This is a genomic window from Acinetobacter sp. CIP 51.11 (genome assembly GCF_000369665.1).
GTDB classification, from domain to species: Bacteria; Pseudomonadota; Gammaproteobacteria; order Pseudomonadales; family Moraxellaceae; genus Acinetobacter; species Acinetobacter lwoffii_S.
In genome coordinates this window covers 221,393-245,515 of record NZ_KB850128.1, presented here as the reverse complement: position 1 = coordinate 245,515, position 24,123 = coordinate 221,393, and the positions used below count along the sequence as shown (strand labels likewise).

Genomic DNA, 24,123 nt, shown 5'->3' with positions numbered 1-24,123 from the left:
TTAATCATCATCGTCATCCCGATTACCTCGGCGATCGCGGTCATCATCGTCACCATCACGGTCGTTATATCTTCCGTTATCCTCATCACGATCCTGATTTAACACTGAACGCTCGTCATCTTCACGATTATTGCCCCAGTCACAGGCAGTTAATCCAAACACGCCCAGCAATGAAATTGCACAAAGCCACTGTTTCATGTCGCATTCCTCATTGTGTTCTCATCTGATCCAATATCGATGCAAAACCGGTTCAGATATAGCCGATTCATGTCGACTTTTTGTCAGGAAGTTTTGTAATGTAGTTTTTGAATACAGGTGCAGAGTGAAATTTCAGGCATAAAAAAACGCATCCAGAGATGCGTTTATTAACATGGGATGGATTACCAGCCTAGAGCTTCTTGCTGTTTTTTCACCAGTTCCTGAATGCCTTTCTCGGCCATTTCCAGCATGGCATTCGATTGTGCACGGGTAAATGGTTTGTCTTCAGCAGTACCTTGAATTTCAATAAATTCACCAGCCTGAGTCATCACCACGTTCAAATCGGTTTGACAGTTTGAATCTTCTTCATAGCAAAGATCCAGTAATACTTCATCTTTAAAAATACCCACAGAAACTGCAGCCACCAAACCTTTTAATGGATCATGTTTGATTTTCTTTCTTTCCAGCAAGACGTTCATGGCATCGACCAAAGCCACCGCAGCACCCGTAATCGCTGCAGTACGGGTACCGCCATCAGCCTGAATCACGTCACAGTCGATAGTAATGGTATTTTCACCCAGCTTTTTCAGATCGACCATTGAGCGCAAGCTACGACCAATCAGACGCTGAATTTCCTGAGTACGGCCACTCTGTTTGCCACGTGCCGCTTCACGGTCACTACGGGTATGAGTTGAACGTGGCAACATGCCATATTCAGCCGTTACCCAGCCCTGGCCCTGACCTTTGAGGAAACGCGGTACAGAACTATCCACACTGGCAGTGCACAGTACTTTGGTATGACCAAATTCAACCAATACAGAGCCTTCCGCATAACGTGTATAGTTACGGGTAATTTTCACTTCACGTAATTGATCTAATGCTCGTTGGTCGATACGCATAATAAGTCCTGTATGGGTTCAAAATAATTGCGGCTCAGTATAGCAGAAGCCTTTGCCAAGATTAGGCAGCCGGGCGATTCATTTACAAAATCAATGCATCAGCTCGCTACGAGTTGTCGAAATTCTGCCGATCTGTGGCACTACGATTTAATTTAATTTTTGCTAGACTAAAACTCTCTATAAGGGAAGCCGGTGATAGGAAACCCATTTATGTCCTTACGTGAAGATCGCAAGCAGCAAAGTCATCAGGCGTTACTCGATGCGACACTGGCATTCAGCAGTCAGGGCCGCGCTTTCAGCACGATCAGCCTACGTGAAGTTGCGAATGCAGTCGGACTGGTGCCGACGGCATTCTATCGGCATTTTCAGGATATGAACCAGTTGGGTCTGGAATTGCTGGATCAGGTTGCGATTCATATCAAGGGCGTACTCAATCAGCTGGGACAGGCTTATTTGTATCAGCCGAATACCCGAACCCACACCGGGCTTGAGCTCTTCTTTCAGGCCGTCGAATATCATCCTGAACCCTGGATTTTTTTTGTGGCAGAACGTTGGGGCGGTTCGGACGTGTTACGTGTCGGCATTGAACGGGAAATTCATTTTCTGGCTGAAGATGTCATGCATGAACTGGCCAAGATGCAATCTACCCGACATATTCAGGCATCACAGGACTTGCAGGCTCTGGCACAGATGCTGATTGAACTGTCCCTGAACTGGGCCATGGGCTGGATTCATCTGCAGCATCAGGTTGATCCAGAGCTGCGCCGCGCTCAATCCAATGCCTTTAAAACCCAAAGCGTGCTACAGATGCAGCTCTTGCTACGTGGCATTTTGCACTGGTACCGGCGACCTGCCAAAACAGTTGAAACCGCAAGCCCTGTGCTCAATGAAGCGGTCATTCCCCCTGCCTAAATAAAAAAACCTGCATCATGATGCAGGTTTTTTTTACTGATCGTCAGTTCAGACTTATTTGGCTTTACGCTCTTTCTCGATCAGGTAATTCACCACCTGAATGACTTTGGCATCATTACCCTGCACAATATATTTACCATTCACGGTCACTGCCGGAACACCACTTAACTGATACTGAGCAGCCAGATTTTTGGCTTGGGCAATTTTCGAAGTGATCGGGAAAGATTTATAAGTGCTGTTAAATTTCGCTTCAGGAATACCATAGCGGGTATAGAACTTGGCCAGTTGTGCCTGTTCTAAAATTGGACGTTGCTTGTCATGAATATCATGGAATAATTGTAAATGTGCTTTTTGACGCACACCCAATGCTTCAGACACATAATAAGCACGTGCTGCCTGTTCCCAGAGTGGATTCATTGCAGCCGGCGTACGTACAAAACGTACATCTTTTGGTAATTTTTTCAACCAGCCCTGCATATGTGGTTCAAGCGCGAAACAGTGACCACAGCCGTACCAGAAGAATTCACGTACCTCAATTCTGCCCGGTTTTTCGACTTTGACTGGTTTTGCAACCACCTGATAGTCCTGACCTGCCACAAAATTGGCCATAGCATTGCCTGAAAAGGCCAAAACAGATGCGGCAACAGCGCCTAAAAGGAATTTTTTCATTCGGATTATCGTCCTCTAAATCATTATGCTTAGTTTATGTGTTCACTATAAATCAATTATGCCGGTTTCGTTTTCATTCTGTGAACTTTTTTGCTGCTTTTATCGCTTTTTCTGCCAGAATCGCTACACTAAACCATCGGACTGATTTTCAAGGTTTTAAATCAGTTTCTCTGGCCATTCGGCACATACATATTTTTAGCTAATCACGACTGATTGAGGTGACACCGATGTCGCAATTGAATGTTGATCCACAAGAAATTGCCAAGTTTGAAGCATTTGCAGCTATATGGTGGGATCAGCATTCCGAGTTCCGCCCCTTGCACATGATTAATCCACTGCGTTTAAACTGGATTGATGAACATGCCGGAGGCTTAAGCGGCAAAAAAGTGTTGGATGTCGGCTGTGGCGGTGGCATTCTGGCCGAAAGCATGGCGCGACGTGGTGCCAATGTGCTCGGAATTGATATGGGCGCAGCCCCTTTAAATGTGGCACGCATCCATGCTGAACAGGAAGGCGTAAGCAATATTGAATATCGTCAGGTGCCGGTCGAGCAACTGGCAGAGGAACAGTCTGGCCAATATGACATCGTGACCTGCATGGAAATGCTAGAGCATGTGCCAGATCCGGCATCGATTATTCAGGCCTGTCATAAACTGGTCAAGCCAGGTGGTCATGTATTCTTCTCGACCATTAACCGTAATCCAAAGTCCTATTTATTTGCCATTATTGGGGCAGAATATGTCTTGCGCATGCTGGCCAAAGGCACCCATGATTACAGCAAATTTATCAAGCCGTCCGAACTGGCACATGACATTCGCAACTCGGGTTTAAAGCTTAAAGACATGACCGGTCTGCACTATAATCCGCTGACCAAGCGTTATTGGCTGGCACCGAATGTTGATGTGAACTACATGGTTTATACCGTGAAAGATAGCGCAGCAGAGACCACAGCATGAAAGCCGTTTTATTTGACCTAGATGGAACCCTGATTGATACCGCTGCCGATTTTATCCGAATTATCCAGCAGATGTGCCGTGAAGAAGGCCGCCCACTGGTTGCACCCGAGCTGATTCGTACCCAGGTCTCCGAAGGCGCTCGCGCTATGGTGAAACTGGTTTATCCGGAACTGCAACTGGAAGATCCGGTCTTTCTGCAACACCGTCAGCGCTTTCTGGACATGTACGGCGCAGATATTGCGGTCGATACCGATCTGTTTGATGGCATGTATCCATTACTTGAACAGCTAGAGGAAAATGACATTCCTTGGGGGATTGTGACCAATAAACCACGCTGGCTCAGCGAGGCTTTATTAAAAGCATTAAACCTGACCGAGCGCTGTGCCGTGCTGGTCTGTCCGGAAGATGTGACCCGCACCAAGCCCGATCCTGAACCGATGTATCTGGCCGCCAAGCAACTGAATCTTGCCGCGGAAGACTGTATCTATGTGGGAGATCATCCACGAGATATTGATGCCGGTCGTCATGCCCAGATGCCGACCATTTTGGCTGCCTATGGTTATTTGCCGTTGCAATACAAAGACGATTTAAACGCCTGGCAGGCCGACCATATCGTGCATACTGTGGCAGAATTACATCAATTGATTCAGACACTGGTACTGAAGCAGCATACTGCGGTATCTTGAACGCTTAACACTAAATAATAAGAAATGAGGAGGTAGATAATGAAATATTCAGCATATCAACCTCGCCCCGATCTGCTCAAGGATCGTATCATCCTGATCACAGGTGCGGGCGATGGCATTGGACGTGCAGCAGCAATCAGTTATGCCTTGCATGGCGCAACTGTGGTGTTGCATGGGCGTACCTTAAACAAACTCGAAGTCATTTATGATGAAATTGAAAGTTTGGGTGCGCCGCAACCTGCCATCTTGCCGCTACAACTATCAAGTGCTTCAGAACGTGATTATGAGCTTTTGCTTGATACGCTAGACCGTCAGTTTGGTCGTCTGGACGGTATTCTGCACAATGCCGGCATTTTAGGTGAACGGGTTCCCTTGGCGGATTATCCGGTCAACGTCTGGGATGATGTGATGGCGGTCAATCTGCGTGCACCCTTTGTCATGACCCAGGCCCTGCTGCCGCTATTATCCAAATCTGAACATGCTTCAGTGGTTTTTGCCAGCTCAGGTGTAGGCCGCGAAGCCCGCGAACGCTGGGGTGCCTATTCGGTGTCTAAAATTGCTATTGAAGCGGTAAGCCAGTTATTTGCCAAAGAGCAGGTACATCCAAATATACGTTATAACTGCATCAATCCCGGGGCAACGCGGACTGCCATGCGCGCCAAGGCCTATCCGAATGAAGATCCGAAAACCCTGCCTACCCCCGATTCAATCATGCCGGCTTATCTATATTTGATGGGTAATGACAGCCTGCATATGAATGGCCAGAGTATTGATGCACAGGATTAAATTATTCTGTCTGTCATTCAGGGAGCAATCGCTCCCTTTTTATTTCATTTTTAGTCATATTCAGCGCATAAATCTTAAGTAAGTTCACCCCGCTCGCATTGAGTTTCATTAAAATAACAGCATACTAAGCCCCACTATATTTCACTCGAGTGCATCATGACTGAATTAAACAATATTACGGTGACCCATTTAGACGATGGCATGGTGTCGCTGCTGATTGATCAACAGCCTATTTCAGAGAAATACGGCACCAAGTTTGAAGCCAGTATCGTGGATGACATCAAAGCACTCGAAAATGCTCAGAAACTCAAATTGTTCGAGCAATTTGTATTTTCACATCAGGATCTGAATTTTGAACATGCCTATTATTATGTGACTGGCATTGAAAAATTAGACGACAGTTATCGTCTGGCCAAGCATTTTGTTTATCGCATTAAAATTGAAGGTCAGCCAGAAATCGAACATGTCATCAGCAATCAGGGCAAAGCCATGACGGCCGAGGATGTACGTGCCTTTATTCAGGCGCATGTGCAGAAATCACTCAACGATTATACTGACCTGAACTACGCTTATTAAAAGTCGGGTCATTGAATAATCTTGGGCACTTTTCGATAAAGTGCCCTTTTTTTCTTAAAATCCTGCAAAAAATAACAATAAATCGGATTTACATATTAAATATATAAAATTATACGGTTTTCCAAATTAAACTGATTGGACTATGCTTTCTTGAATCACAGATAGATCAAATCAGGAGCGCAGCATGGCTGACCAAAAACGTAAAATTGAAACAATTCACCGGATTGAACAGTTGCAGTTATCTGAAGCATTGATTGTGGCACTCGATGACGCCCTACAAGCTGAATCCGTGGCTGACGCGATTCAGTCCTTACAAGGTTTGGCAGAGCAATGGAATTAATCTCAAACTAAACCGGCAAAATTCTTTGTCGTTTCATTAAATCATGAACTTTTTTCTCGCTGACTCAATGCTGTTTTTTTGAGCTAAATCATCGATTTTCGCTTGCATGTTGGCCCTTGCTTTGATGAGATAAGGACATGGCTCGGTAGGCTACTTTATAGAAGTGATGCCGTCGCATATAGTCATGTAAAAACATGACATCATCATAATATCTCTGCATTTGTTATAAAAATTGTGCCTGTTCTTCACAGTTTCTCTGCAATTTTTCCGTACATTAGGTGCTGTAGAAGATGAACAATTTAATGAGGGTTCAACATGAAAAAGGTTTTGGTGGCACTGGCAATTTCTTGCAGTACATTCATGCTGAGCAATGTCGTCATCGCTGCCCCTCATTTCAATGATGAATCCCGTATGGATTCACGTCATGGTCATGACAAGAAGAAAGCCCGTGAGTTCCGAGAGGAAGATCAGCAGGATAACCGCCGTATGCGTGAAGAACGCGGGGTGAAACGCCTGCATCAGTTACGCTGGCAGCCGGGTTATGTGATGCCGCAGCATTATCGTGGCAATGGCTATAAAGTTGAATATAAAGACCATCGCCTGCCTCGACCTGACCGCAAGCAGCAATGGTACAAAGTCAATAATGACTATATTCTGGTGGATTCTGAAAACAACAGCATTATCCGGATTGTGGGTGACTAGTTCATAAGTGCATTCAAATTTAATCTTCTTTAAGGCCCAACGATGTTTGGGCTTTTTTATTTCACTGGCTGAAAATTTTTAACCCAAAATCTCGCGGCTTTTCCAGTTTTCAAACTGCGTGATTCATCTACTAAATTTCTTCATGAATTTAACAATTTAACTAAATAGCCCTCACGCTTTCTATGTACTTGTTCGCTAATTTAGTCTCATCGAAATTAGATATACATCTTAAGGTGAGAGCCATGAAAAAAGTCTTAACTACAATCGCGTTATCTCTAAGTGCTTTGTTAGCTACTTCTGCAATGGCAGCACCACAGCATGACTCGCGTTATGACCATAATCCGCATAAATCGGCACCACACTGGAATGCCAAAGATAGCAAGAAATGGAATGACGACCGTCGCTGGAATGATGACCGCCGTCATAACAACCGTATGGTCAACCCAAGCCGTGACTGGCGCGTAGGCCAAACTCTACCACGTCAATATGACAACAACCGTTTTGAAGTCAGTGATCGCGAAGCACGCCGTTTACCAAATACCGGCCGTTTCCAGCAATGGTACAAAGTCAACAATGACTACGTTCTGGTCAATGAACGTACCAACAAAATTGTACGCATCATTAACTAAGCTTTCTCCATTACTGCTCGTCTTGCAGACACCTGAAGTCCCCTTCAGGTGTTTTTTTATATCTGCGCTTCCACTTGCGTTTTTTTTCATTAGAATCAAAGCTGGATCTTCAATCATTGAAATGGGCACAGCATGACTTCAGCAGAAACGTCACAAAGCACAACCTTGCAATATGTGCACTGGTTTCGCCATTCTGCGCCTTATATCAATGCGCACCGCAATAAAACCTTTGTAATCATGTTTGATGGCGAAGCCGTCTTAAATGATAACTTTCAGCATATTATTCACGATATTGCTTTATTACATTCTTTGGGCATTCGGCTGATTCTGGTACATGGTGCACGTCCGCAAATTAACCAGAATCTGGCTCAAAGCCAGATTACGACGCCTTTTTACCAGCAGCGTCGGGTCACCACACGTGAATCTTTAAGCTGCGTGATGAATGCCGTCGGTTCGATCCGCCTACAAATTGAAGCACTGCTGTCTATGGGACTGGCCAATTCGCCGATGTATGGCGCCCGGATTGATACCGTTTCAGGGAATTTTGTCACCGCCAAGCCGTATGGCATCCGCGATGGTATCGATTTTCAGTTGACCGGTGAAGTGCGCGCGGTTGATACCGATGCGATTCAGCGCCATCTGGACAGTCATAATATTGTGGTGCTTGGCCCGACCGGTTATTCCACTACCGGAGAAGTTTTTAATCTGCTGGCTGAAGAAGTTGCTACCAAAACTGCGATTCGCCTTAAGGCAGATAAACTGATTTTTCTCGGTAAGCAGCATGGTCTGATGGACAGTAACGGCCAACTCAAACGCGAAGTGACACCGCAACAACTGGATGATTTTATTCCGGTCGAACAAGATGCGCTTGAAAGAGGACTACAATTGAAAGCCGCACAGGAAGCCTCAATGAACGGCGTACATCGGGTGCATCTGATTTCTTATGCCTATGATGGTGCCTTGCTGGAAGAACTGTTCACCCGTGATGGTTCCGGAACTCTGGTCACCGACGCGCATTATGAAGAAGTGCGGATGGCCGATATTCAGGATGTCGGTGGCCTGATCGGTTTGCTGCGTCCACTGGAAGAAGAAGGCATTCTGGTCTATCGTTCGCGTGAACGCCTAGAAAATGAAATCAACCAGTTTGCCGTAATCGAACGGGACGGCATGATTCTGGCCTGTGCCGCCCTCTACCCGATTCCGACGACAGGGGATGAATTGCGTTCTGCAGAAATTGCCTGTGTTGCGGTACATCCCAGTTATCGCAAGTCTAATCGGGGTAGCCAGATCCTGCATTATCTAGAAGAAAAAGCCAAAAGCATGCAGATTCAGCAACTGTTTATTTTAACTACCCGCACCGCGCACTGGTTTCTGGAACAAGGCTTTGAACCGGCTTCAGTCGATGACCTGCCGGATGCCCGTCAGGCTTTTTATAATTATCAACGTAATTCAATTGTTTGCAAAAAGTCACTTTAAAGTGGCTTTTTCTTTCAGTGCTTTAGCTTAATTTTAGATAAAGATATCTGGCAATCTCGCTTTAAATTTTAAAATTCTATTACTCGTTTTTGGCTAAACATATCAATAGATTAGATTTAAAAAAATAACTATAAATTTCATAGGTTTGATTAATTTAAATGTTAAATCTTCATTTTTATATAAATCACTTTTCTGCATAAGTTTTGCGCTTTTTTATTTATCTTTTTTCTTCATTAGAAATTCCTGAATAGTTATTTTTTTAGAAAAACAAAAACGATTAGCGTGTGTCTAAGTTTTCATTCACTAGCTTTTCACTTTCGGGAGTTTTGATTCATGCGCCAATCTCATGTTCAGTTTTTAACAAAGACTGCGGTACTCGGTACCGCGATGGCTGGTGTCATGATGCTTTCAGGCTGCTCGAAAAAAGAAGAGACCATTACCCTGAATATCGGTTTCCAAAAATACGGCATATTACCTATTTTAAAAGAACGCGGCACGCTGGAAACCAGCTTAAAACAGCAAGGGGTCAATGTGAAATGGGTAGAATTTCCGGCCGGCCCACAACTGCTTGAGGGCCTGAATGTTGGCAGCGTCTCTTTTGGTGAAGCCGGTGAAGCACCGCCAATTTTTGCCCAGGCGGCCAACTCAAATCTGGTCTATGTGGCCAATCAGCCGCAAGCGCCTAAGGCAGAAGCCTTAATTGTACCGAAAGATTCGCCGATTCAGTCTATTCAAGATCTGAAAGGCAAACGGGTAGCCCTGAACAAAGGTTCAAACGTGCATTACTTACTATTAAAAGTTCTGGAAGCCAACCAGCTTGGCCTTGATGATATCGAAGTGATCTATTTACCACCTTCCGATGCACGTGCTGCATTTGAACGTGGTGCAGTCGATGCTTGGGTGATCTGGGATCCGTTTTTTGCAGCTGCTGAACATCAGATTGGTGCGCGTGTCATTGCCAGCGGTGAAAATGTGGTGAGCAATCATCAGTTCTATCTGGCAGATCGCAAGTTCGCAGAAAGCCATCCTCAGGTGGTACAGGCGGTTGTCAATGAACTAAATCTGACCACGGACTGGGTCGCAAAAAATCAGGATGCAGCCGCACAGTTACTGCAAAAACCGACAGGTCTGGCCATCGATGTCTTAAAAACCTCTATTTCACGCATGGGCTTTGGCGTTCAACCTCTCAGCACTGACGTGATTCAAAAACAACAACAGGTTGCCGACGCGTTTTATGCGCAGCAGCTGATTCCACAAAAGCTGAATATTGATGCAGCAATTATTAAATAACAGCAGAATAATTCGAGAATAAAAATGAGTCATTTAAAAACAGTTTCTTATATCAGCTTAGCGCTATTGAGCTTTAGTCTGACTGGCTGCCAGAAACAGGAACCACAGCAAACGGCTGCCGCAGAAACCACGTCAGCGCAACAAGTTAAAACCATTGCGATTGGCTTTCAGAAATCAGCCTTGAATCTGCTGGTGGCACGTGATGAAAAGCTGTTAGAACAACAATTTCCCAATGCCAAAATTGAATGGAAAGAGTTTCCGGCAGGCCCACAAATGCTGGAAGCACTGGCAGTCGGGGCAGTGGATTATGGCTATGTAGGGAATACCCCACCCATTTTTGCACAGGCTGCAGATAAAGCCCTGAGTTACGTGGCCTTTGAAAAAGTGGCTGGAAACTCTTTGGCCGTGGTCGTGCCGAAAGACAGTGACATCCAGACGATTCAACAGTTGAAAGGAAAACGGATCGCGGTGCAGAAAGGTTCAAGTGCCCATGAACTTCTGGCCAAAACCCTGGAAAAAGCCGGATTAAGCTGGTCAGAGATTCAAGCCGTCTGGCTTCCCCCTGCGGATTCACGTGCTGCTTTTGACAAAAAAGCCATTGATGCCTGGGCAATCTGGGATCCCTTCCTGGGTGCAGCCGAGTTCGACAGCCAGGCTAAGGTGCTGATTGAATGCAGTGACTTTCCGCAAACCTACTCCTTTTATATCGGCAATCCCGAATTTATTCAGAAGCATCCGGATAGCCCCGGGAAGTTTATCCAGGCCTTAAATGCATCTGACCAGTGGATTCTTAAAAACCAGGCTGTAGCTCTAGATATTTATCAGAAAAGTACCGGTCTGAAACCAGAAGTGGCAAAGATTGCATTTGAGCGTCGTCTTAAACCTTCGCCGGTACAACCATTAACGACGGAAGTGATCAAAGCCCAACAGAATATTGCCGATCTCTTCCAGCAGGTTCAACTGATTCCCAAAACCATCAGCGTCCAGCAACAGATCTGGTCGCCAGCAGCCACACATTGATGAACAAACAAGATGATTTAATTTAAGGAATATCACATGAAAATTTTCTGGTTTATCCCCACTCATGGCGACAGCCGTTACTTAGGCACCAGCAAGGGCGCACGTGTTGTAGATCATGCCTACATGAAGCAGATTGCCGTTGCCGTGGATAATCTTGGTTATGAAGGTGTCCTGATTCCGACTGGCCGTTCTTGTGAAGATCCATGGTTAACTGCAGCCAGCCTGATTGATGCGACCAAAAAATTAAAATTCCTGGTGGCATTGCGTCCAGGCGTGACCACGCCGGCACTGGCTGCACGTATGGCCGCGACCTTTGACCGCTTGTCTAATGGCCGAGTACTGCTGAATCTGGTGACTGGCGGTGACGAGCAGGAGCTAAAAGGTGATGGCGTCTATGAAGATCACACAACCCGTTATAAAACGGCGACCGAATACACCACCATCTGGCGTGAAATTTTAAAACGCTCACATACCGGTGAAAGCTTTAGTTTCCATGGCGAACGCTTAAGTGTCGATGATGCAAAATTGCTGTATCCACCCATTCAGCAGCCGCATCCGCCTTTATGGTTTGGTGGCTCATCGGATGATGCCATTGAGCTGGCCACGGATCAGGTCGATACTTACCTGACCTGGGGCGAGCCACCGGCAGCAGTCAAAGAAAAAATTGCAGTGGTAAAAGCCAAGGCTGCAGCCAAAGGTCGTGAACTGAATTACGGGATCCGTTTACACGTGATCGTACGCGAAACCAATGAGCAGGCCTGGGCGGCGGCTGAAGAACTGATTCAATATGTGGATGATGCCACTATCGCTGCAGCCCAAGCCAAGTTCAAATCCATGGACTCGGTCGGTCAGCGCCGTATGGCAGAACTGCACAATGGCGACCGCAGCAAACTCGAAGTTTCTCCAAACCTCTGGGCAGGTGTGGGTCTGGTTCGTGGTGGTGCAGGTACGGCACTGGTCGGCGATCCGGAAACTGTCGCTGCACGTATCCAGGAATATGCCGATCTGGGGATCAGCACCTTTATTTTCTCAGGCTATCCACATCTGGAAGAATCCATCCGTTTTGCAGAACTGGTATTCCCTTTACTTCCACTGGAAACCCAGCAAAAACTCACTCAACCAAACTTGACCGGTCCATTTGGTGAAATCGTGGCGAACAACTACACACCGGACGAGAACAAGCAGGCTGAGAAAATTAAGGAGTCTGCTTAATGTCAAAAGTCGTTTCCGTTGAAACCCTGACCCCAAAGCAGGTTTCACGTGGAACAATTCTGGGGCAGCATCTGCTGCCCTGGCTGGTTCCAATTTTCTTGATTGCAGTTTGGCAAATTGCCTCTAGCACAGGCCTGCTGGAAAGCCGGATTCTGCCTGCACCGAGTGCCGTGGTTTTAGCCTTCTGGAATTTACTTCTGAGCGGTGAACTGTGGACGCATGTGCAAGTCAGTGCGGGGCGTGCCATCAGCGGCTTACTGGTGGGTGGTGGTTTGGGCCTATTGCTGGGTCTGTTAAATGGTTCATCCAAAACCGCCTCTACCCTGCTCGATACGACCTTGCAGATGATTCGGAATATTCCTGCACTGGCCCTTATTCCCCTAGTGATTTTATGGTTCGGGATTGATGAATCTGCCAAATTGTTTCTGGTGGCGATTGGGGTATTTTTCCCGATTTATATCAATACCTATCATGGGATTCGTTCCGTCGATCCGCAATTGATCGAGATGGGCAAAAGCTATGGCTTAACTCGCTGGCAACTGTATAAAGAAATTATTCTGCCGGGTGCGATGCCGTCAATTCTGGTCGGACTGCGTTTTTCTCTAGGTCTGGTCTGGGTATTGTTAATCGTGGCCGAAACTATTTCTGCTCAGTCTGGTATTGGTTATATGACCATGAATGCACGTGAATTTTTGCAAACCGATGTGGTTCTGGTAGGTATTTTACTGTATGCCCTGCTCGGCAAACTGGCCGATGTTCTGGCCGTGGCCTTAGAGCGATTCCTGCTGCGCTGGCATGCCGGCTATCAAAAATAAAGAATAAATGAGGAGCATGTGATGACTGATCTCAGTTTAGGGCGTCATGCCAATGACCCGATTGTGCCACTGGACCAACCTGCGGCAGATATCAATCCTGCTGCAGTGATCGGTGCCGAAATTATCATTGAACAGCTGCATAAGTTTTACGGTTCGGTCAAAGTTCTGGAAGATCTGGACCTGCATATCCAACCTGGTGAATTTCTGGCAATTGTCGGTCGCAGCGGTTGTGGTAAAAGTACCTTATTGCGCCTGATTGCCGACTTGGAACAGCAAAGCTACGGCGAAATCAAATTCAAATCAGCCCGGCATATCCGTGAAGGCATTACTGCCGATGATATCCGGGTGATGTTTCAGGACCCTCGCCTGCTGCCTTGGCGCAGCATCGAACAGAATGTACAGTTAGGCTTGGGCAAAGAGCAGCATGCCAAAGCCTCGCAAATGCTGGAAAAGGTCGGACTCAAAGAAAAAGCCGGACTGTGGCCTTCACAGCTTTCTGGAGGACAACGGCAACGTACCGCCTTGGCGAGGGCATTATCGCATCAGCCGCGTATTCTACTGCTGGATGAACCGCTCGGCGCCCTGGATGCCCTGACACGTCTGGAAATGCAGAACCTGATTGAACGTCTCTGGACCGAGCAAGGCTTTACCGCCATTCTGGTCACGCACGATGTCAGTGAAGCCGTGCAACTGGCAGACCGGATTATCTTGCTGGACAAAGGCCATATTGCCAAAGAGTTTAGGGTCAATTTGCCACGTCCCCGGCAAAAAAGTGTGACATTTGCAGAACTGGAACAGCAAATCTTGCAGGCAGTTTTAGCGACCTGAACATCGAATCAAACCCAAAATCGAGTATGGTTTTGGGTCTTATTCTTATAAAAAATAATTTTATCTCAATAAGAGATCATTTTTATCAGATTCATTTCAGTATTATTCCTCTCCCCAATTAATGAAGAAAAAAAATGAATAAATGAAGTATTTTCAGAAACTTGAATTTTTCTCTTGGTGTAAATGCATTTAGCCTGTTTTAAATATTGATCTAGAGAATAAATCATCATTATTCAAAAAATTAGCCTGTGACTGTGTGCACAAATCTGATGATTTGCCGTACAATTGAGGATTCCCTTTTTCATTGTTTTTTATATTTGCTAATGGAACAAAAAAAGAGTACTCAAAAACGCAATCAGCTGCTAAATGCTGCACTAGACGTATTTTCCCTATATGGTTTTAATGGGGCAAGTCTGGATGAAATCGCACAAATTGCAGAAATGCATAAGTCGAATATTTTCTATTATTATGAAAATAAAGAAGCCCTGTATGTCGAGGTATTAACCACCGTTCTACAAAAATGGTTGGCGCCTTTACAAACCCTTGAAGCTGAACTTGAGCCTGAAGAAGCGATCACCAATTATTTGATGCAAAAAATTGAAGTGTCGCGTACCCAGCCTAAAGCATCCCGTTTATTTGCTTTGGAGGTGATTCAAGGTGCACCGCATATTCTGGAAATTTTAAAAGGTCCGCTAAAAAAACTGGTCAAGCGTAAAGCCAAAGTGATTTCCAACTGGCAGGAGCAAGGCAAGATTTCTGCAGATATTGATCCTGAGTTACTGATTCTGAATATTTGGGCGATTACCCAGAACTATGCAGACTTTGCGACCCAAATGGAAATGGTCACGGGTAAAACCTTGCGTAACCGCAGCATGCAGCAACGCATTATCCAGCATACGGTACATATGATGTTATACGGCGTGATTCCACGTACGGATAAATAAGCAAACGCTTCTGATTGGCACACGACCATAGATGCTATGGTCGCCGAGCAAACTTGACCCTCCTATTTATTTTACCATTTGATATAAATCTAATAATTTTTTCGCACCCAATAACAGATTTTCTTCCCAATCCAGATGCGCAGTCTCATTAGCTCCATCAGTAATGTATTTCACTGAAATCAGCCGAACGCCCAGCTTTTTACAGACTTTGGCCAAGGCATAGCCTTCCATATCGACCAGATTACACGCCACTTTTGAAATACCGGTTTCAAAGCTATCGCCTGTTCCACAAATCCCTTTCGGCAAATGGTCAAAGAAAGAATCCAGCTCAATCGCACCCGGGAAATGCTGATCCATCGGGGTCATGCCGATCTCAAAGCCAAGGGGCGACACATCCATATCACGCTGTACAAATTGCGTGACTTCGACCAGTTCATGCGCATTAAAATGCGAACTTCCCGCGCTGCCCAAATTCAATAAGGTACTGCAACCGGTGTTCTGAATCACCTCAAAAGCTTTAAAAGCCGCATTGACTTTACCAATCCCGCTGTAATGTACCTGAATGCCTTCTGCTTCAAACAAGCCTTTGGATTCATTGGGTAGAGCCATGATGAGCGCCAGATCGGACATTCGAAACACCTGATATCAAGAAAAACCCTGACATTAGAAAACAAAACCGGCTGAATGAAAAGCATCAGTGCTCTGATCAGACATGATCAATGTGTACAAAAACAAAACTGCTCAATGCTAAGGAAGATGAATTTTCAAGAAAAATATTGCATAAAAACACAACAGCAAGACGAAAGCGCGAGATTATGGCAATATATAGCCTCTCGATATTTCTAAGCACTTGATTTGCCCATGCAGCTGCTCCGTCTAAATGCTTTAGCCTCTCATTCTGAATTACCCAAAACTGCCGTGACCATCGGTAATTTTGACGGCGTGCATTTAGGTCATCAGGCGATGATCCGTCAGCTGCAACAGGTGGCTGAAGCACAGGGTTTAAAATCTGTGGTGATGATTTTCGAACCGCAACCACTTGAATACTTTCAGGGTTATGATGCCCCACCCCGTATTTCATCGTTGCGTGAAAAAGTTGAATATCTAACTGAATTGGGTGTGGACTATATCGCGGTGGCGAAATTTGACCATACTTTTCGCAGCCTGACTGCAGAAGCCTTTGCCGACATTTTAAAAGAAAAACTCAATGCACAACATCTGGTCTTAGGCGATGATTTTCACTTTGGTAAAAACCGTCAGGGCAACAGCGAATTCCTGCGCAATTACGGCTTTGAAGTGACCAATTTAAATACTATTGCTCTGGATGGTGAACGCGTCAGTTCCACCCGGATTCGCCAGACCTTGCAAGCCGGTGATTTAGCTTTGGCCGCGCAATTGCTGGGTCGTCCTTATAGCATTACCGGACGAGTGCAATATGGTGATCAGATTGGTCGAACTATTGATTTCCCGACCATTAATGTACGGCTTAACCGTCATAAGCCCTGCCTCAAGGGAATTTATGGGGTTGAAGTCATTTGCGAAACCCTATCCTTAAAAGACAAGGTAAAAGCCGATTCTGCAGCGCAAACAGGCATTGCAGGTTATGACCCCACTGCTCTGTTTGGGGCAGGTCATGTCGGCACACGTCCAGCCATCAAACAAGCACATCCAGAGTGGCGATTAGAAGTACATTTTCCAGATGTTTCTGCTAATCTGTATGGCCTGTTGATGCGGGTGACGTTCTTAAACTATTTACATGGCGAAAAGGACTATCCTTCGCTTGAAGCGCTAAAAGCCGGAATTGATGATGATGTCGAGAAACTGCTTGAGTTTCGTCGAAATCACCCCACATTTCCCTTTTAATATCCCATATTTTTATTGTAAAACGTGTCAGTGACATAACTGATTAGATTGGAAGACGACTTGCATGAGCGATAAGCAAACTCCTGAAAATGCAGTGGACTATAAAGCCACGCTAAACCTCCCAGGTACTGACTTTGCAATGAAAGCAAATTTGGCAGTACGTGAAGCGAAATGGTTAGAAGAGTGGTATGCCGACAACATTTATCAGCAGATTCGTGAATCGCGTATTGGCAAGAAAAAATACGTGCTTCATGACGGCCCTCCTTATGCCAATGGTCAAATCCATTTGGGCCATGCGGTCAACAAAGTTTTAAAAGACATCATCATCAAAAGCCGTGTCATGGATGGTTTTGATGCGCCATATGTACCGGGCTGGGACTGTCACGGTTTGCCAATCGAACTGAAAGTCGAAGAAAAAGTCGGTAAAGTCGGCGTGAAAGTGGATGCATCAACTTTCCGTAAAGCCTGCCGTGAATATGCCTACACCCAAGTTGAGCTTCAAAAGAAAGACTTCGTACGTATGGGCGTATTCGGTGATTGGGACAATCCTTACCTAACGATGAACTTCAAACAAGAAGCCGACATCGTACGTTCACTGGGTGCAATCGCGAAAGCAGGTCATATCGAGCCAGGTCTTAAACCAGTCAACTGGTGTCTGGACTGTGGTTCATCATTGGCTGAAGCTGAAGTTGAATATGAAGATAAAAAATCGGATGCAATTGATGTCGGTTTCACCGTTGTAGACCTTGCTGATTTATCTGCACGTGTAGGCGTAGACGTTGCTGATCGTACTGACATCGTGATTTGGACCACAACACCTTGGACGATGCCTGCGAACCAAGCGGTTGCATTACACACTGAACTTGAATACCAACTGGTGAAAGCAACTGGTGAAGACAAAGCGCCACAAAACTTCATTTTGGCGAAATCATTGGTTGAGTCTGCAACTCAGCGTTATGGCTTTACTGCATTTGAAGTGCTTGCTGAATTCACAGGTGCAAAACTTGAGAATTTAGTTCTTCAACATCCTTTAATTAGCGACCGCCAAGTGCCAGTGATCTTGGGTGAACACGTCACCGATGCTAGCGGTACAGGTGCTGTACATACTGCACCGGGTCACGGTGTGGACGACTATAAAGTTGGCTTACAGTACAACTTAAAAGTTGAAAACCCAGTAGGTGGTAATGGTGTGTATTTACCAACGTCGCCTATCTTCCCGGGCGAGCATATCTACAAAGCCAATCCAAAAATTATTGCAGCATTAACTGAAGCAACCAAGCTTTGGGCACATGTAGTGATCAAGCATAGCTACCCGCATTGCTGGCGCCATAAAACCCCGATTATCTTCCGTGCGACCCCACAATGGTTCATCAGCATGGATGCCAAAGGTCTGCGTCAGAATGCACTGAATGCGATTGAAAACGAGATCAGCTTCGTACCGGACTGGGGTAAAAACCGTATCCAGGCGATGATTGAAGGCCGTCCAGACTGGTGTATCTCACGTCAACGTACTTGGGGCGTGCCAATTCCGTTCTTCGTACACAAAGACACCAATGAATTGCACCCACGTACGCCTGAACTGATTGAAGAAGTGGCTAAGCTGATCGAGCAAGAAGGCATTGATGGCTGGTATAACCGTGATGCCTCTGAGTTTATCGGTGCGGATGCTGAACAATACAACGCAGTTCGTGACACATTAGATGTCTGGTTTGACTCTGGTACAACGCACTATGCGGTACTGCGTGAACGTGAAGAACTGACTGATCCTGCTGATTTGTACCTTGAAGGTTCAGACCAGCACCGTGGCTGGTTCCAGTCGTCGTTATTGACCTCGATTGCGATTAACGAACGTGCGCCATATAAAGGTCTATTGACTCACGGTTTCGTCGTGGATGAAAAAGGCCGCAAGATGTCCAAGTCGATCGGTAACGTGATCACGCCGCAAGACATCATTAAAGATATGGGTGCGGATGGTTTACGTTTCTGGATCGCCTCTGCGGATTACCGTTATGAAATGACCGCGGGTAAAGAAATCTTTAGCCGTGCCTCTGACGGTTATCGTCGTATCCGTAACACGCTTCGTTTCTTGCTTGCTAACCTGAATGGCTTCAAACCATCAACAGATGCGCTTCCTGTAGATCAATTGATCGCGCTGGATCAATACATTCTGCAACGTGCATCTGAAGTGCAAGAAACCATTAAGAAAGCATACGAAGATATGAACTTCCATATCGTAACGACTGCTCTGACTAATTTCTGTATCAATGACTTGGGTGGTTTCTACTTAGACATCATCAAAGACCGTCAATACACCACGAAAGCGGATTCGCAAGCACGTCATTCTGCACAAACTGCGTTGTATCACTTGGTACAAGCATTCGTGCGTTGGATGTCACCAATCCTGAGCTTCACTGCACAAGAAGCTTGGCCGTTAATTCCTGAGCAATCAGAGAAATACGTGTTCACGGCTGAATGGTATGATATTCCTGTGGCTTCAACTGCAAATGTAGTATCTGAAGCTGAATGGCAAACGCTCATTGCCGTGAAATCTGCAGTAAACAAATTCATTGAAACTGCACGTACCGCGAAAACTGTCGGTTCTAACTTGTCTGCCAAAGTTGAACTTTGGGCAAATGCCGAATTAAAAGCAGTGCTAGATAAGTTAAGTGATGAGCTTCGTTTCGTACTGATCACATCACAAGTGATCGTCAATGCGTTTGATGCAGCACAAGGTGAAGCGTCTGATCTTGAAGGCTTGAATGTGAAAGTGTCTGCAGCTGATGGCGAAAAATGCGTACGTTGCTGGCATGTATTACCAGATGTAAATACACATTCTGCACATCCTGGTCTATGCGGTCGTTGTATCATCAACCTTCCTACAGGCCAAGGCGAAGAGAGAAAATATGCCTAATACCCACACCAAAAAGGGCTTATTCCAGTTCTATCCACATAATTTATGGTGGGTTGGACTGGCCATTCTGGCGATCATTCTGGATCAATGGACCAAATGGATTGCAGTGACAAATCTGAACTATGCAGATCCTGTTCCTGTGCTGCCCTTTTTAAATTGGACACTGCTACATAACTATGGCGCTGCCTTTAGTTTTCTGTCCGATGCCGGTGGTTGGCAACGTTATTTCTTTACTTCACTGGCAGGTTTAGTGTCTGTAATCTTCGTGTTTTGGCTGATGCGTATGCCAAAAGACATGAAAATCTTGCCACTGGCGATTGCCCTGATTCTGGGTGGTGCTATCGGTAATTTAATCGACCGGGTCAGCCTCGGCTATGTGGTCGATTTTATTCATGTGTATTACCAGAACAGCCACTTCCCTGCGTTCAATATCGCAGACAGTGCTATTACTGTAGGCACTATTCTGATGCTGATTGATACCTTTTTCTTAGAAAAACATCGAATTCAACGGGCGCAAGCACAACATGACTGATTTTATTCATCCTAACGAAGAAACCCGGGTTGCAGACGGTTCTAAAGTCGAGCTGCACTTTTCTGTCGCAATCGAAAATGGCGTGGAAATTGACAATACCCGTAGCCGTGAAGAACCGGTCAGCCTGGTGATTGGTGATGGCAATTTACTGCCTGGTTTTGAAAAAGCACTGTTTGGTTTACGTGCCGGTGACCGTCGTACGGTGAGCCTGCCGCCAGAAGATGCTTTTGGTCCATGGAATCCAGAAAACATCCAGAAATTTGATACGGTGAAGTTCGGAGAACGTCCGATCGAAGGTCACATGATCGAGTTTGAAGATAAAGCCAAAGCCACCTTGTATGGTGTGGTGAGATCGGTGAATGATGACATCACTGAAGTAGACTTTAACCATCCATTGGCAGGCAAAAACATCACTTTTGAAGTGGAAATCTTTAAAGTGACACCTGCGGGTCAGCAAGGCATTAAACTGATGTAAGACATCAGCTAATTAACTGATTTTAAAAAAGCTCCTTCGGGAGCTTTTTTATATTCCGGATACAAATCATCTCTAGTCACCTTCCTGAAATCTGATTAATTTAATTTGATGACCAGACCCGAAGAAAGGATGAAACATGAAAATTTATATTGTGGTTGGGAGTGTGCGTGAGGGACGTACTGCGATTAAAGTGGCGCACTGGGTCCTGCAGGAAATTAAAAGTTATGCCTTTAGCACTTTAGAAACTGAAATTGTCGATCTAAAAGAATGGGATCTTCCGCTATTTTCTGGCGCTCATCCCCCATTGACCGGGATTTATGATCAGCCCAAACAGCAAGAGTGGGCCGACAAGATTGCACTCGGCGATGCCTTTATTTTTGTCACACCTGAATACAATCATGGCTATAGCCCTGCCCTGAAAAATGCCCTGGACTATCTCGGCAAGGAATGGCAAGGCAAACCGGCAGCTTATATTGGTTATGGCGCGACCAATGGCTCACGTTCGATTGACCAGATTCGTCAAGTCGGCACTCAACTTGGACTGGTAGATACCAATGCCGTGATTGAAATCCGTGACATCTTTGCACGCAACAAAGATTATTCCTTCCAAGGCAATGAATTTGATCATAAAAACTTAAAAGCTGTGGTGGATAGACTGATTCAATATGTCAGTGCTTAATGACTGGACGACAGCCCTGTAGGTTTTAGCCTACATGCAGCGCAGCGTTTAGCCGCTATGCGGTCGTTTTATGCGAGGCTATAGTCAGTACATAGACAGACAGGAAGTCTGCTAAGCGATACGACAACAATAAAAAGCGCCAATCAACAGGACGTTGACAGATTAGACAGGAGTCAGATCTGAGAAGCAAATCCAGAAAAGCCTCGACAGGATGTTGAGGCTTTTCTGGATTTAAAATTTAGATTTACTTGAATACTGATCGGGATGCATCAGACATCCACCTTAAACCCGAGATCAACATCACAGGCGGCTTGCCCTCCGCGAATCCCCCAATTTTCCAATGCACTTTCTCTCAGATGAATCAGAATATGATCTGCAGGAATACCGATTTCCCCGAGACTTTTGACCATCTGCTGATACAAATTGCGCTTGGTCTCCAGACAGCATCCAGCAAAACAGTCAATACTGATCAAGGTAAAATATTCAGGCTGAGCTAAATGACTCATATACTGAAAACGATGCGCTTCATGCACGACCAGACGAATATTACGATCATATTCAGGCAGCTGAAAGGCAGTTTTCACACAATGAAATACGCTGTTAAGCAATTGTTCCTCAACTGCTTGAGGATATTGTTGGCGAACTTCAATTTAAATCGTAGGCATAGGAGTTTCCTTTTTATTATTTTATCGACATTTTTATTTATATCAGTTGATGCATATCAAAAGAGTATTCTCTCGCTAACATACAGCAAAATCACCATCCCTATTTGTAATTTGATCGGATGATCATTTTAAAACAGTATTTTTGAATTTATCTTTTTAAAATTTGGCTGTCGGCTTTGACCTACAATCTATGCAGCCAAACTGCCCTATTGCGCTGTATCGCTTCAGGCTATATTCAGATCATACCAAGACAGGAAGTCCTGTAAGAAAAATAAAAAATTCACGTAGCAGGATGCTGATCGGTATAACAGATATTATACCTTTAACAGAATATGAAAAGGCCTTCACAGGATGTAGAGGCCTTTTTCTTTCATGTCAGCATCAGCTTAAAAATCCTTTCATTCAGAGGGTCAGCTCATGCTGCGTTATTCCACCTTTCAATAACTCATTTTCAGATAAGCATCCTAAAAGCAGAGGATTAAGGTGCTGTCATTTTTAACAAACCTGCTTGCGGACCATCTTGAATCACCCACAGTGAACCATCCTGTGCCTGAGCAACCCCGCGAATCCGCTCTTTCATATCCAGACGCTGAACTTCTTTCACTGGGGTCTGGGTCGTATCCACAATCACAATCGCTTTAGAAGACAGACCGGTCGCAATCGCTTTATTTTTCCATTTCGGGAAGACATTAGCCGTATAAAAAATTAAATCTGAAGGAGAAATTACCGGAGTCCAATCCAGTGCCGGGGCCTCAAATTCAGGTCGGGTACTGTGGTCAGGAATTGGCTTGCCATCATAATGATCGCCATTGGATACTAACGGATAGCCATAATTTTTAGCTTTGATAATCTTGTTTAGTTCATCGCCGCCTTTCGGTCCCATTTCGATCACCCAAAGCTGCCCTTTCGGATCAAAAGCCATGCCTAGAGGATTACGATGTCCAAGACTCCAGACCTGCTGGGCAATTTTACCCTGAGTCATAAAAGGATTATCGGCAGGGATTGAGCCATCATCATTCAGGCGAATAATTTTACCGGCATTAGATTGCATGTCCTGTGCAGGGTTGAATTGCTGACGTTCTCCTGAACTGATCCATAACTTACCATCCGGCCCAAATACAATCCGATGGGCATAATGTCCCTGGCCTGAAAATTTCGGCACTTGCGTCCAGATCCGTTCAATTTGTGTGAGTTGAAGAGTGGCTTGATTTAAGTTTAATTTACCCCGGATCACCACTGCACCATATCCGCCTTGGCCTTGTTCGGCATAGCTCAGATATACCCACCGATTCTTTGCAAAATCAGGATGTAAAGTAATTTCGCCTAAGCCACCCTGGCCTCCATATGCGACTTGAGGTATGCCTTTCACCTCGATTTTTTTCTTGGTTTTTGGATCAAAGAGCTGCAATTTTCCTTTACGCTCAGTAATCAATAGTCGGCCATCATTTAAAGTAGTAATCGCCCAGGGTTCATTAAATTGAGCAACCTGTTCAGCTTTATATTTTTGCAAGTTAGAAGAGACTGCATCTGATTTGGCAGCTGATGTAGATGCCTCTTGAGTACTTCGAGAAGATGAATTCTCTGCATGACACGCAGTAAACGCTAAAGCACAACAACTGAGTAGAATTTTTATTTTAAATTGTGACAACATTATCTTCTCCATACTGATTTATTGTTCAAATTAACATCAAGATACAGAATTTCTGATGTAAATTCAGCAGAGAAAGGTAAATAGATACATTTTAAAAGCTATAAAACGAGTTAATTTTGAAGTTTTATTTATAATTTTTTCGCATAAAAAAATCCCCCTCTGCCTTGGCGGAGGGGGATTTCGAATAATGAGCTGGCGATGACTTACTCTCACATGGGTAACCCCACACTACCATCAGCGCTAAGAGGTTTCACTTCTGAGTTCGGGAAGGGATCAGGTGGTTCACTCTTGCTATGGTCGCCAGCACAACTGGTATGATTACTTACTGAGGTCTTATGGTTGCCTTAGCTTTCTTCAAATCTTGCACTCTGTTCAAAGCAGTGCTTTGAACATCGTTCATTAACAGGTA

The 24,123-nt window shown here is 45.1% G+C and carries 26 protein-coding genes and 1 rRNA gene; 20 read left to right on the top strand and 7 right to left on the bottom strand.

Annotation, left to right across the window (positions count from 1 at the left end; genetic code table 11):
- Window positions 1-198, bottom strand: a complete 198-nt coding sequence (locus tag F894_RS01455; RefSeq protein WP_004281239.1) for a hypothetical protein — start codon at window positions 196-198, stop codon at window positions 1-3.
- 182 nt (window positions 199-380) lie between these two features.
- Complete coding sequence (rph, locus tag F894_RS01450) at window positions 381-1,097, bottom strand: ribonuclease PH (protein ID WP_004281238.1); 717 nt, start codon at window positions 1,095-1,097, stop codon at window positions 381-383.
- A 210-nt stretch (window positions 1,098-1,307) separates the two neighbouring features.
- Here rph and F894_RS01445 point away from each other — a divergent pair, with 210 nt between their 5' ends.
- Entirely contained in the window at window positions 1,308-2,009 is a 702-nt protein-coding gene (locus tag F894_RS01445) for a TetR family transcriptional regulator (RefSeq protein ID WP_005245609.1), read from the top strand.
- 54 nt (window positions 2,010-2,063) lie between these two features.
- Here F894_RS01445 and F894_RS01440 read toward each other — a convergent pair whose 3' ends face one another.
- Window positions 2,064-2,678: a thiol:disulfide interchange protein DsbA/DsbL gene (locus tag F894_RS01440; protein ID WP_004281236.1), complete on the bottom strand. Its 615-nt coding sequence runs from the start codon at window positions 2,676-2,678 to the stop codon at window positions 2,064-2,066.
- 227 nt (window positions 2,679-2,905) lie between these two features.
- Here F894_RS01440 and ubiG point away from each other — a divergent pair, with 227 nt between their 5' ends.
- The 14 genes from ubiG to F894_RS01375 all read left to right on the top strand — a co-directional run bounded on the left by ubiG (window position 2,906) and on the right by F894_RS01375 (window position 14,938).
- Window positions 2,906-3,634 (top strand): bifunctional 2-polyprenyl-6-hydroxyphenol methylase/3-demethylubiquinol 3-O-methyltransferase UbiG, encoded by a 729-nt coding sequence (gene ubiG / locus F894_RS01435; RefSeq protein ID WP_005245607.1) that lies wholly within the window; start codon window positions 2,906-2,908, stop codon window positions 3,632-3,634.
- Window positions 3,631-4,320: an HAD family hydrolase gene (locus tag F894_RS01430; protein WP_005245605.1), complete on the top strand. Its 690-nt coding sequence runs from the start codon at window positions 3,631-3,633 to the stop codon at window positions 4,318-4,320. The genes ubiG and F894_RS01430 overlap by 4 nt, the downstream gene beginning before the upstream one ends.
- A gap of 39 nt (window positions 4,321-4,359) precedes the next feature.
- The gene (locus F894_RS01425; RefSeq protein ID WP_005094903.1) at window positions 4,360-5,106 is read left to right on the top strand and encodes a YciK family oxidoreductase; all 747 of its coding nucleotides are present in this window, start codon (window positions 4,360-4,362) and stop codon (window positions 5,104-5,106) included.
- A gap of 156 nt (window positions 5,107-5,262) precedes the next feature.
- Window positions 5,263-5,682, top strand: coding sequence for a hypothetical protein (locus F894_RS01420; protein ID WP_004281232.1), 420 nt, complete (start codon window positions 5,263-5,265; stop codon window positions 5,680-5,682).
- 184 nt (window positions 5,683-5,866) lie between these two features.
- Window positions 5,867-6,022 carry a hypothetical protein gene (locus F894_RS15125; protein ID WP_004281231.1) on the top strand — a complete coding sequence of 52 codons (156 nt, stop codon included), beginning with the start codon at window positions 5,867-5,869 and terminating at the stop codon, window positions 6,020-6,022.
- A 315-nt stretch (window positions 6,023-6,337) separates the two neighbouring features.
- Window positions 6,338-6,724: an RcnB family protein gene (locus F894_RS01415; RefSeq protein ID WP_005245603.1), complete on the top strand. Its 387-nt coding sequence runs from the start codon at window positions 6,338-6,340 to the stop codon at window positions 6,722-6,724.
- A gap of 242 nt (window positions 6,725-6,966) precedes the next feature.
- Entirely contained in the window at window positions 6,967-7,353 is a 387-nt protein-coding gene (locus tag F894_RS01410; RefSeq protein WP_005245600.1) for an RcnB family protein, read from the top strand.
- A 132-nt stretch (window positions 7,354-7,485) separates the two neighbouring features.
- Complete coding sequence (argA, locus tag F894_RS01405) at window positions 7,486-8,829, top strand: amino-acid N-acetyltransferase (protein WP_004729045.1); 1,344 nt, start codon at window positions 7,486-7,488, stop codon at window positions 8,827-8,829.
- Between the two features lie 333 nt (window positions 8,830-9,162).
- Window positions 9,163-10,119: a sulfonate ABC transporter substrate-binding protein gene (locus F894_RS01400; protein ID WP_005245597.1), complete on the top strand. Its 957-nt coding sequence runs from the start codon at window positions 9,163-9,165 to the stop codon at window positions 10,117-10,119.
- Between the two features lie 24 nt (window positions 10,120-10,143).
- Complete coding sequence (locus tag F894_RS01395; RefSeq protein WP_005245596.1) at window positions 10,144-11,139, top strand: aliphatic sulfonate ABC transporter substrate-binding protein; 996 nt, start codon at window positions 10,144-10,146, stop codon at window positions 11,137-11,139.
- Window positions 11,140-11,175: 36 nt separating this feature from the next.
- A complete protein-coding gene (gene ssuD / locus F894_RS01390; protein WP_004647160.1) occupies window positions 11,176-12,351 on the top strand; it encodes an FMNH2-dependent alkanesulfonate monooxygenase in 1,176 nt (391 codons plus the stop codon).
- Window positions 12,351-13,166 (top strand): aliphatic sulfonate ABC transporter permease SsuC, encoded by an 816-nt coding sequence (gene ssuC, locus F894_RS01385; protein ID WP_004647159.1) that lies wholly within the window; start codon window positions 12,351-12,353, stop codon window positions 13,164-13,166. Before ssuD ends, ssuC begins: the two co-directional genes overlap by 1 nt.
- Before the next feature lie 21 nt (window positions 13,167-13,187).
- Window positions 13,188-13,994, top strand: a complete 807-nt coding sequence (locus F894_RS01380; RefSeq protein WP_005245595.1) for an ABC transporter ATP-binding protein — start codon at window positions 13,188-13,190, stop codon at window positions 13,992-13,994.
- Window positions 13,995-14,317: 323 nt separating this feature from the next.
- Window positions 14,318-14,938 (top strand): TetR family transcriptional regulator C-terminal domain-containing protein, encoded by a 621-nt coding sequence (locus F894_RS01375; protein WP_004281222.1) that lies wholly within the window; start codon window positions 14,318-14,320, stop codon window positions 14,936-14,938.
- A 66-nt stretch (window positions 14,939-15,004) separates the two neighbouring features.
- On the opposite strand, the gene F894_RS01370 is transcribed toward F894_RS01375, so the two are convergent.
- Window positions 15,005-15,568, bottom strand: a complete 564-nt coding sequence (locus F894_RS01370) for a 5'-methylthioadenosine/S-adenosylhomocysteine nucleosidase family protein (protein WP_005245594.1) — start codon at window positions 15,566-15,568, stop codon at window positions 15,005-15,007.
- Between the two features lie 231 nt (window positions 15,569-15,799).
- Between F894_RS01370 and ribF the strand changes: the two genes are divergently transcribed.
- The 5 genes from ribF to F894_RS01345 all read left to right on the top strand — a co-directional run bounded on the left by ribF (window position 15,800) and on the right by F894_RS01345 (window position 21,398).
- Window positions 15,800-16,801, top strand: coding sequence for a bifunctional riboflavin kinase/FAD synthetase (ribF, locus tag F894_RS01365; protein WP_005245593.1), 1,002 nt, complete (start codon window positions 15,800-15,802; stop codon window positions 16,799-16,801).
- Between the two features lie 64 nt (window positions 16,802-16,865).
- On the top strand, window positions 16,866-19,712 hold the full coding sequence (ileS, locus tag F894_RS01360) for an isoleucine--tRNA ligase (RefSeq protein ID WP_005245592.1): 2,847 nt from the start codon (window positions 16,866-16,868) through the stop codon (window positions 19,710-19,712).
- A complete protein-coding gene (gene lspA, locus F894_RS01355) occupies window positions 19,705-20,244 on the top strand; it encodes a signal peptidase II (protein WP_004281218.1) in 540 nt (179 codons plus the stop codon). Before ileS ends, lspA begins: the two co-directional genes overlap by 8 nt.
- Window positions 20,237-20,719: an FKBP-type peptidyl-prolyl cis-trans isomerase gene (locus tag F894_RS01350; protein ID WP_004281217.1), complete on the top strand. Its 483-nt coding sequence runs from the start codon at window positions 20,237-20,239 to the stop codon at window positions 20,717-20,719. The genes lspA and F894_RS01350 overlap by 8 nt, the downstream gene beginning before the upstream one ends.
- Before the next feature lie 136 nt (window positions 20,720-20,855).
- Window positions 20,856-21,398, top strand: a complete 543-nt coding sequence (locus F894_RS01345; protein ID WP_005245580.1) for an NADPH-dependent FMN reductase — start codon at window positions 20,856-20,858, stop codon at window positions 21,396-21,398.
- A 269-nt stretch (window positions 21,399-21,667) separates the two neighbouring features.
- On the opposite strand, the gene F894_RS01340 is transcribed toward F894_RS01345, so the two are convergent.
- From F894_RS01340 to rrf, 3 genes are all read right to left on the bottom strand, one after another.
- Entirely contained in the window at window positions 21,668-22,006 is a 339-nt protein-coding gene (locus F894_RS01340) for a tautomerase family protein (protein WP_005245578.1), read from the bottom strand.
- 535 nt (window positions 22,007-22,541) lie between these two features.
- A complete protein-coding gene (locus F894_RS01335) occupies window positions 22,542-23,714 on the bottom strand; it encodes a PQQ-dependent sugar dehydrogenase (protein ID WP_005245576.1) in 1,173 nt (390 codons plus the stop codon).
- Between the two features lie 190 nt (window positions 23,715-23,904).
- A 5S ribosomal RNA gene (rrf, locus tag F894_RS01330) occupies window positions 23,905-24,019 on the bottom strand.
- Between the last annotated feature and the right edge of the window lie 104 nt (window positions 24,020-24,123).

What these genes read in the sequence shown, in the direction of transcription:
- F894_RS01345 (WP_005245580.1), top strand. Translation starts at nt 20,856, where the DNA reads ATGAAAATTTATATTGTGGTTGGGAGTGTGCGTGAGGGACGTACTGCG.
- ssuC (WP_004647159.1), top strand. Translation starts at nt 12,351, where the DNA reads ATGTCAAAAGTCGTTTCCGTTGAAACCCTGACCCCAAAGCAGGTTTCA.
- rph (WP_004281238.1), bottom strand. Translation starts at nt 1,097, where the DNA reads ATGCGTATCGACCAACGAGCATTAGATCAATTACGTGAAGTGAAAATT.
- ileS (WP_005245592.1), top strand. Translation starts at nt 16,866, where the DNA reads ATGAGCGATAAGCAAACTCCTGAAAATGCAGTGGACTATAAAGCCACG.
- lspA (WP_004281218.1), top strand. Translation starts at nt 19,705, where the DNA reads ATGCCTAATACCCACACCAAAAAGGGCTTATTCCAGTTCTATCCACAT.
- F894_RS01335 (WP_005245576.1), bottom strand. Translation starts at nt 23,714, where the DNA reads ATGTTGTCACAATTTAAAATAAAAATTCTACTCAGTTGTTGTGCTTTA.
- F894_RS01380 (WP_005245595.1), top strand. Translation starts at nt 13,188, where the DNA reads ATGACTGATCTCAGTTTAGGGCGTCATGCCAATGACCCGATTGTGCCA.
- F894_RS01425 (WP_005094903.1), top strand. Translation starts at nt 4,360, where the DNA reads ATGAAATATTCAGCATATCAACCTCGCCCCGATCTGCTCAAGGATCGT.
- F894_RS15125 (WP_004281231.1), top strand. Translation starts at nt 5,867, where the DNA reads ATGGCTGACCAAAAACGTAAAATTGAAACAATTCACCGGATTGAACAG.
- F894_RS01350 (WP_004281217.1), top strand. Translation starts at nt 20,237, where the DNA reads ATGACTGATTTTATTCATCCTAACGAAGAAACCCGGGTTGCAGACGGT.
- F894_RS01455 (WP_004281239.1), bottom strand. Translation starts at nt 198, where the DNA reads ATGAAACAGTGGCTTTGTGCAATTTCATTGCTGGGCGTGTTTGGATTA.
- F894_RS01430 (WP_005245605.1), top strand. Translation starts at nt 3,631, where the DNA reads ATGAAAGCCGTTTTATTTGACCTAGATGGAACCCTGATTGATACCGCT.
- ribF (WP_005245593.1), top strand. Translation starts at nt 15,800, where the DNA reads ATGCAGCTGCTCCGTCTAAATGCTTTAGCCTCTCATTCTGAATTACCC.
- argA (WP_004729045.1), top strand. Translation starts at nt 7,486, where the DNA reads ATGACTTCAGCAGAAACGTCACAAAGCACAACCTTGCAATATGTGCAC.
- F894_RS01445 (WP_005245609.1), top strand. Translation starts at nt 1,308, where the DNA reads ATGTCCTTACGTGAAGATCGCAAGCAGCAAAGTCATCAGGCGTTACTC.
- F894_RS01420 (WP_004281232.1), top strand. Translation starts at nt 5,263, where the DNA reads ATGACTGAATTAAACAATATTACGGTGACCCATTTAGACGATGGCATG.
- F894_RS01415 (WP_005245603.1), top strand. Translation starts at nt 6,338, where the DNA reads ATGAAAAAGGTTTTGGTGGCACTGGCAATTTCTTGCAGTACATTCATG.
- F894_RS01440 (WP_004281236.1), bottom strand. Translation starts at nt 2,678, where the DNA reads ATGAAAAAATTCCTTTTAGGCGCTGTTGCCGCATCTGTTTTGGCCTTT.
- F894_RS01395 (WP_005245596.1), top strand. Translation starts at nt 10,144, where the DNA reads ATGAGTCATTTAAAAACAGTTTCTTATATCAGCTTAGCGCTATTGAGC.
- ubiG (WP_005245607.1), top strand. Translation starts at nt 2,906, where the DNA reads ATGTCGCAATTGAATGTTGATCCACAAGAAATTGCCAAGTTTGAAGCA.
- F894_RS01400 (WP_005245597.1), top strand. Translation starts at nt 9,163, where the DNA reads ATGCGCCAATCTCATGTTCAGTTTTTAACAAAGACTGCGGTACTCGGT.
- ssuD (WP_004647160.1), top strand. Translation starts at nt 11,176, where the DNA reads ATGAAAATTTTCTGGTTTATCCCCACTCATGGCGACAGCCGTTACTTA.
- F894_RS01410 (WP_005245600.1), top strand. Translation starts at nt 6,967, where the DNA reads ATGAAAAAAGTCTTAACTACAATCGCGTTATCTCTAAGTGCTTTGTTA.
- F894_RS01370 (WP_005245594.1), bottom strand. Translation starts at nt 15,568, where the DNA reads ATGTCCGATCTGGCGCTCATCATGGCTCTACCCAATGAATCCAAAGGC.
- F894_RS01375 (WP_004281222.1), top strand. Translation starts at nt 14,318, where the DNA reads ATGGAACAAAAAAAGAGTACTCAAAAACGCAATCAGCTGCTAAATGCT.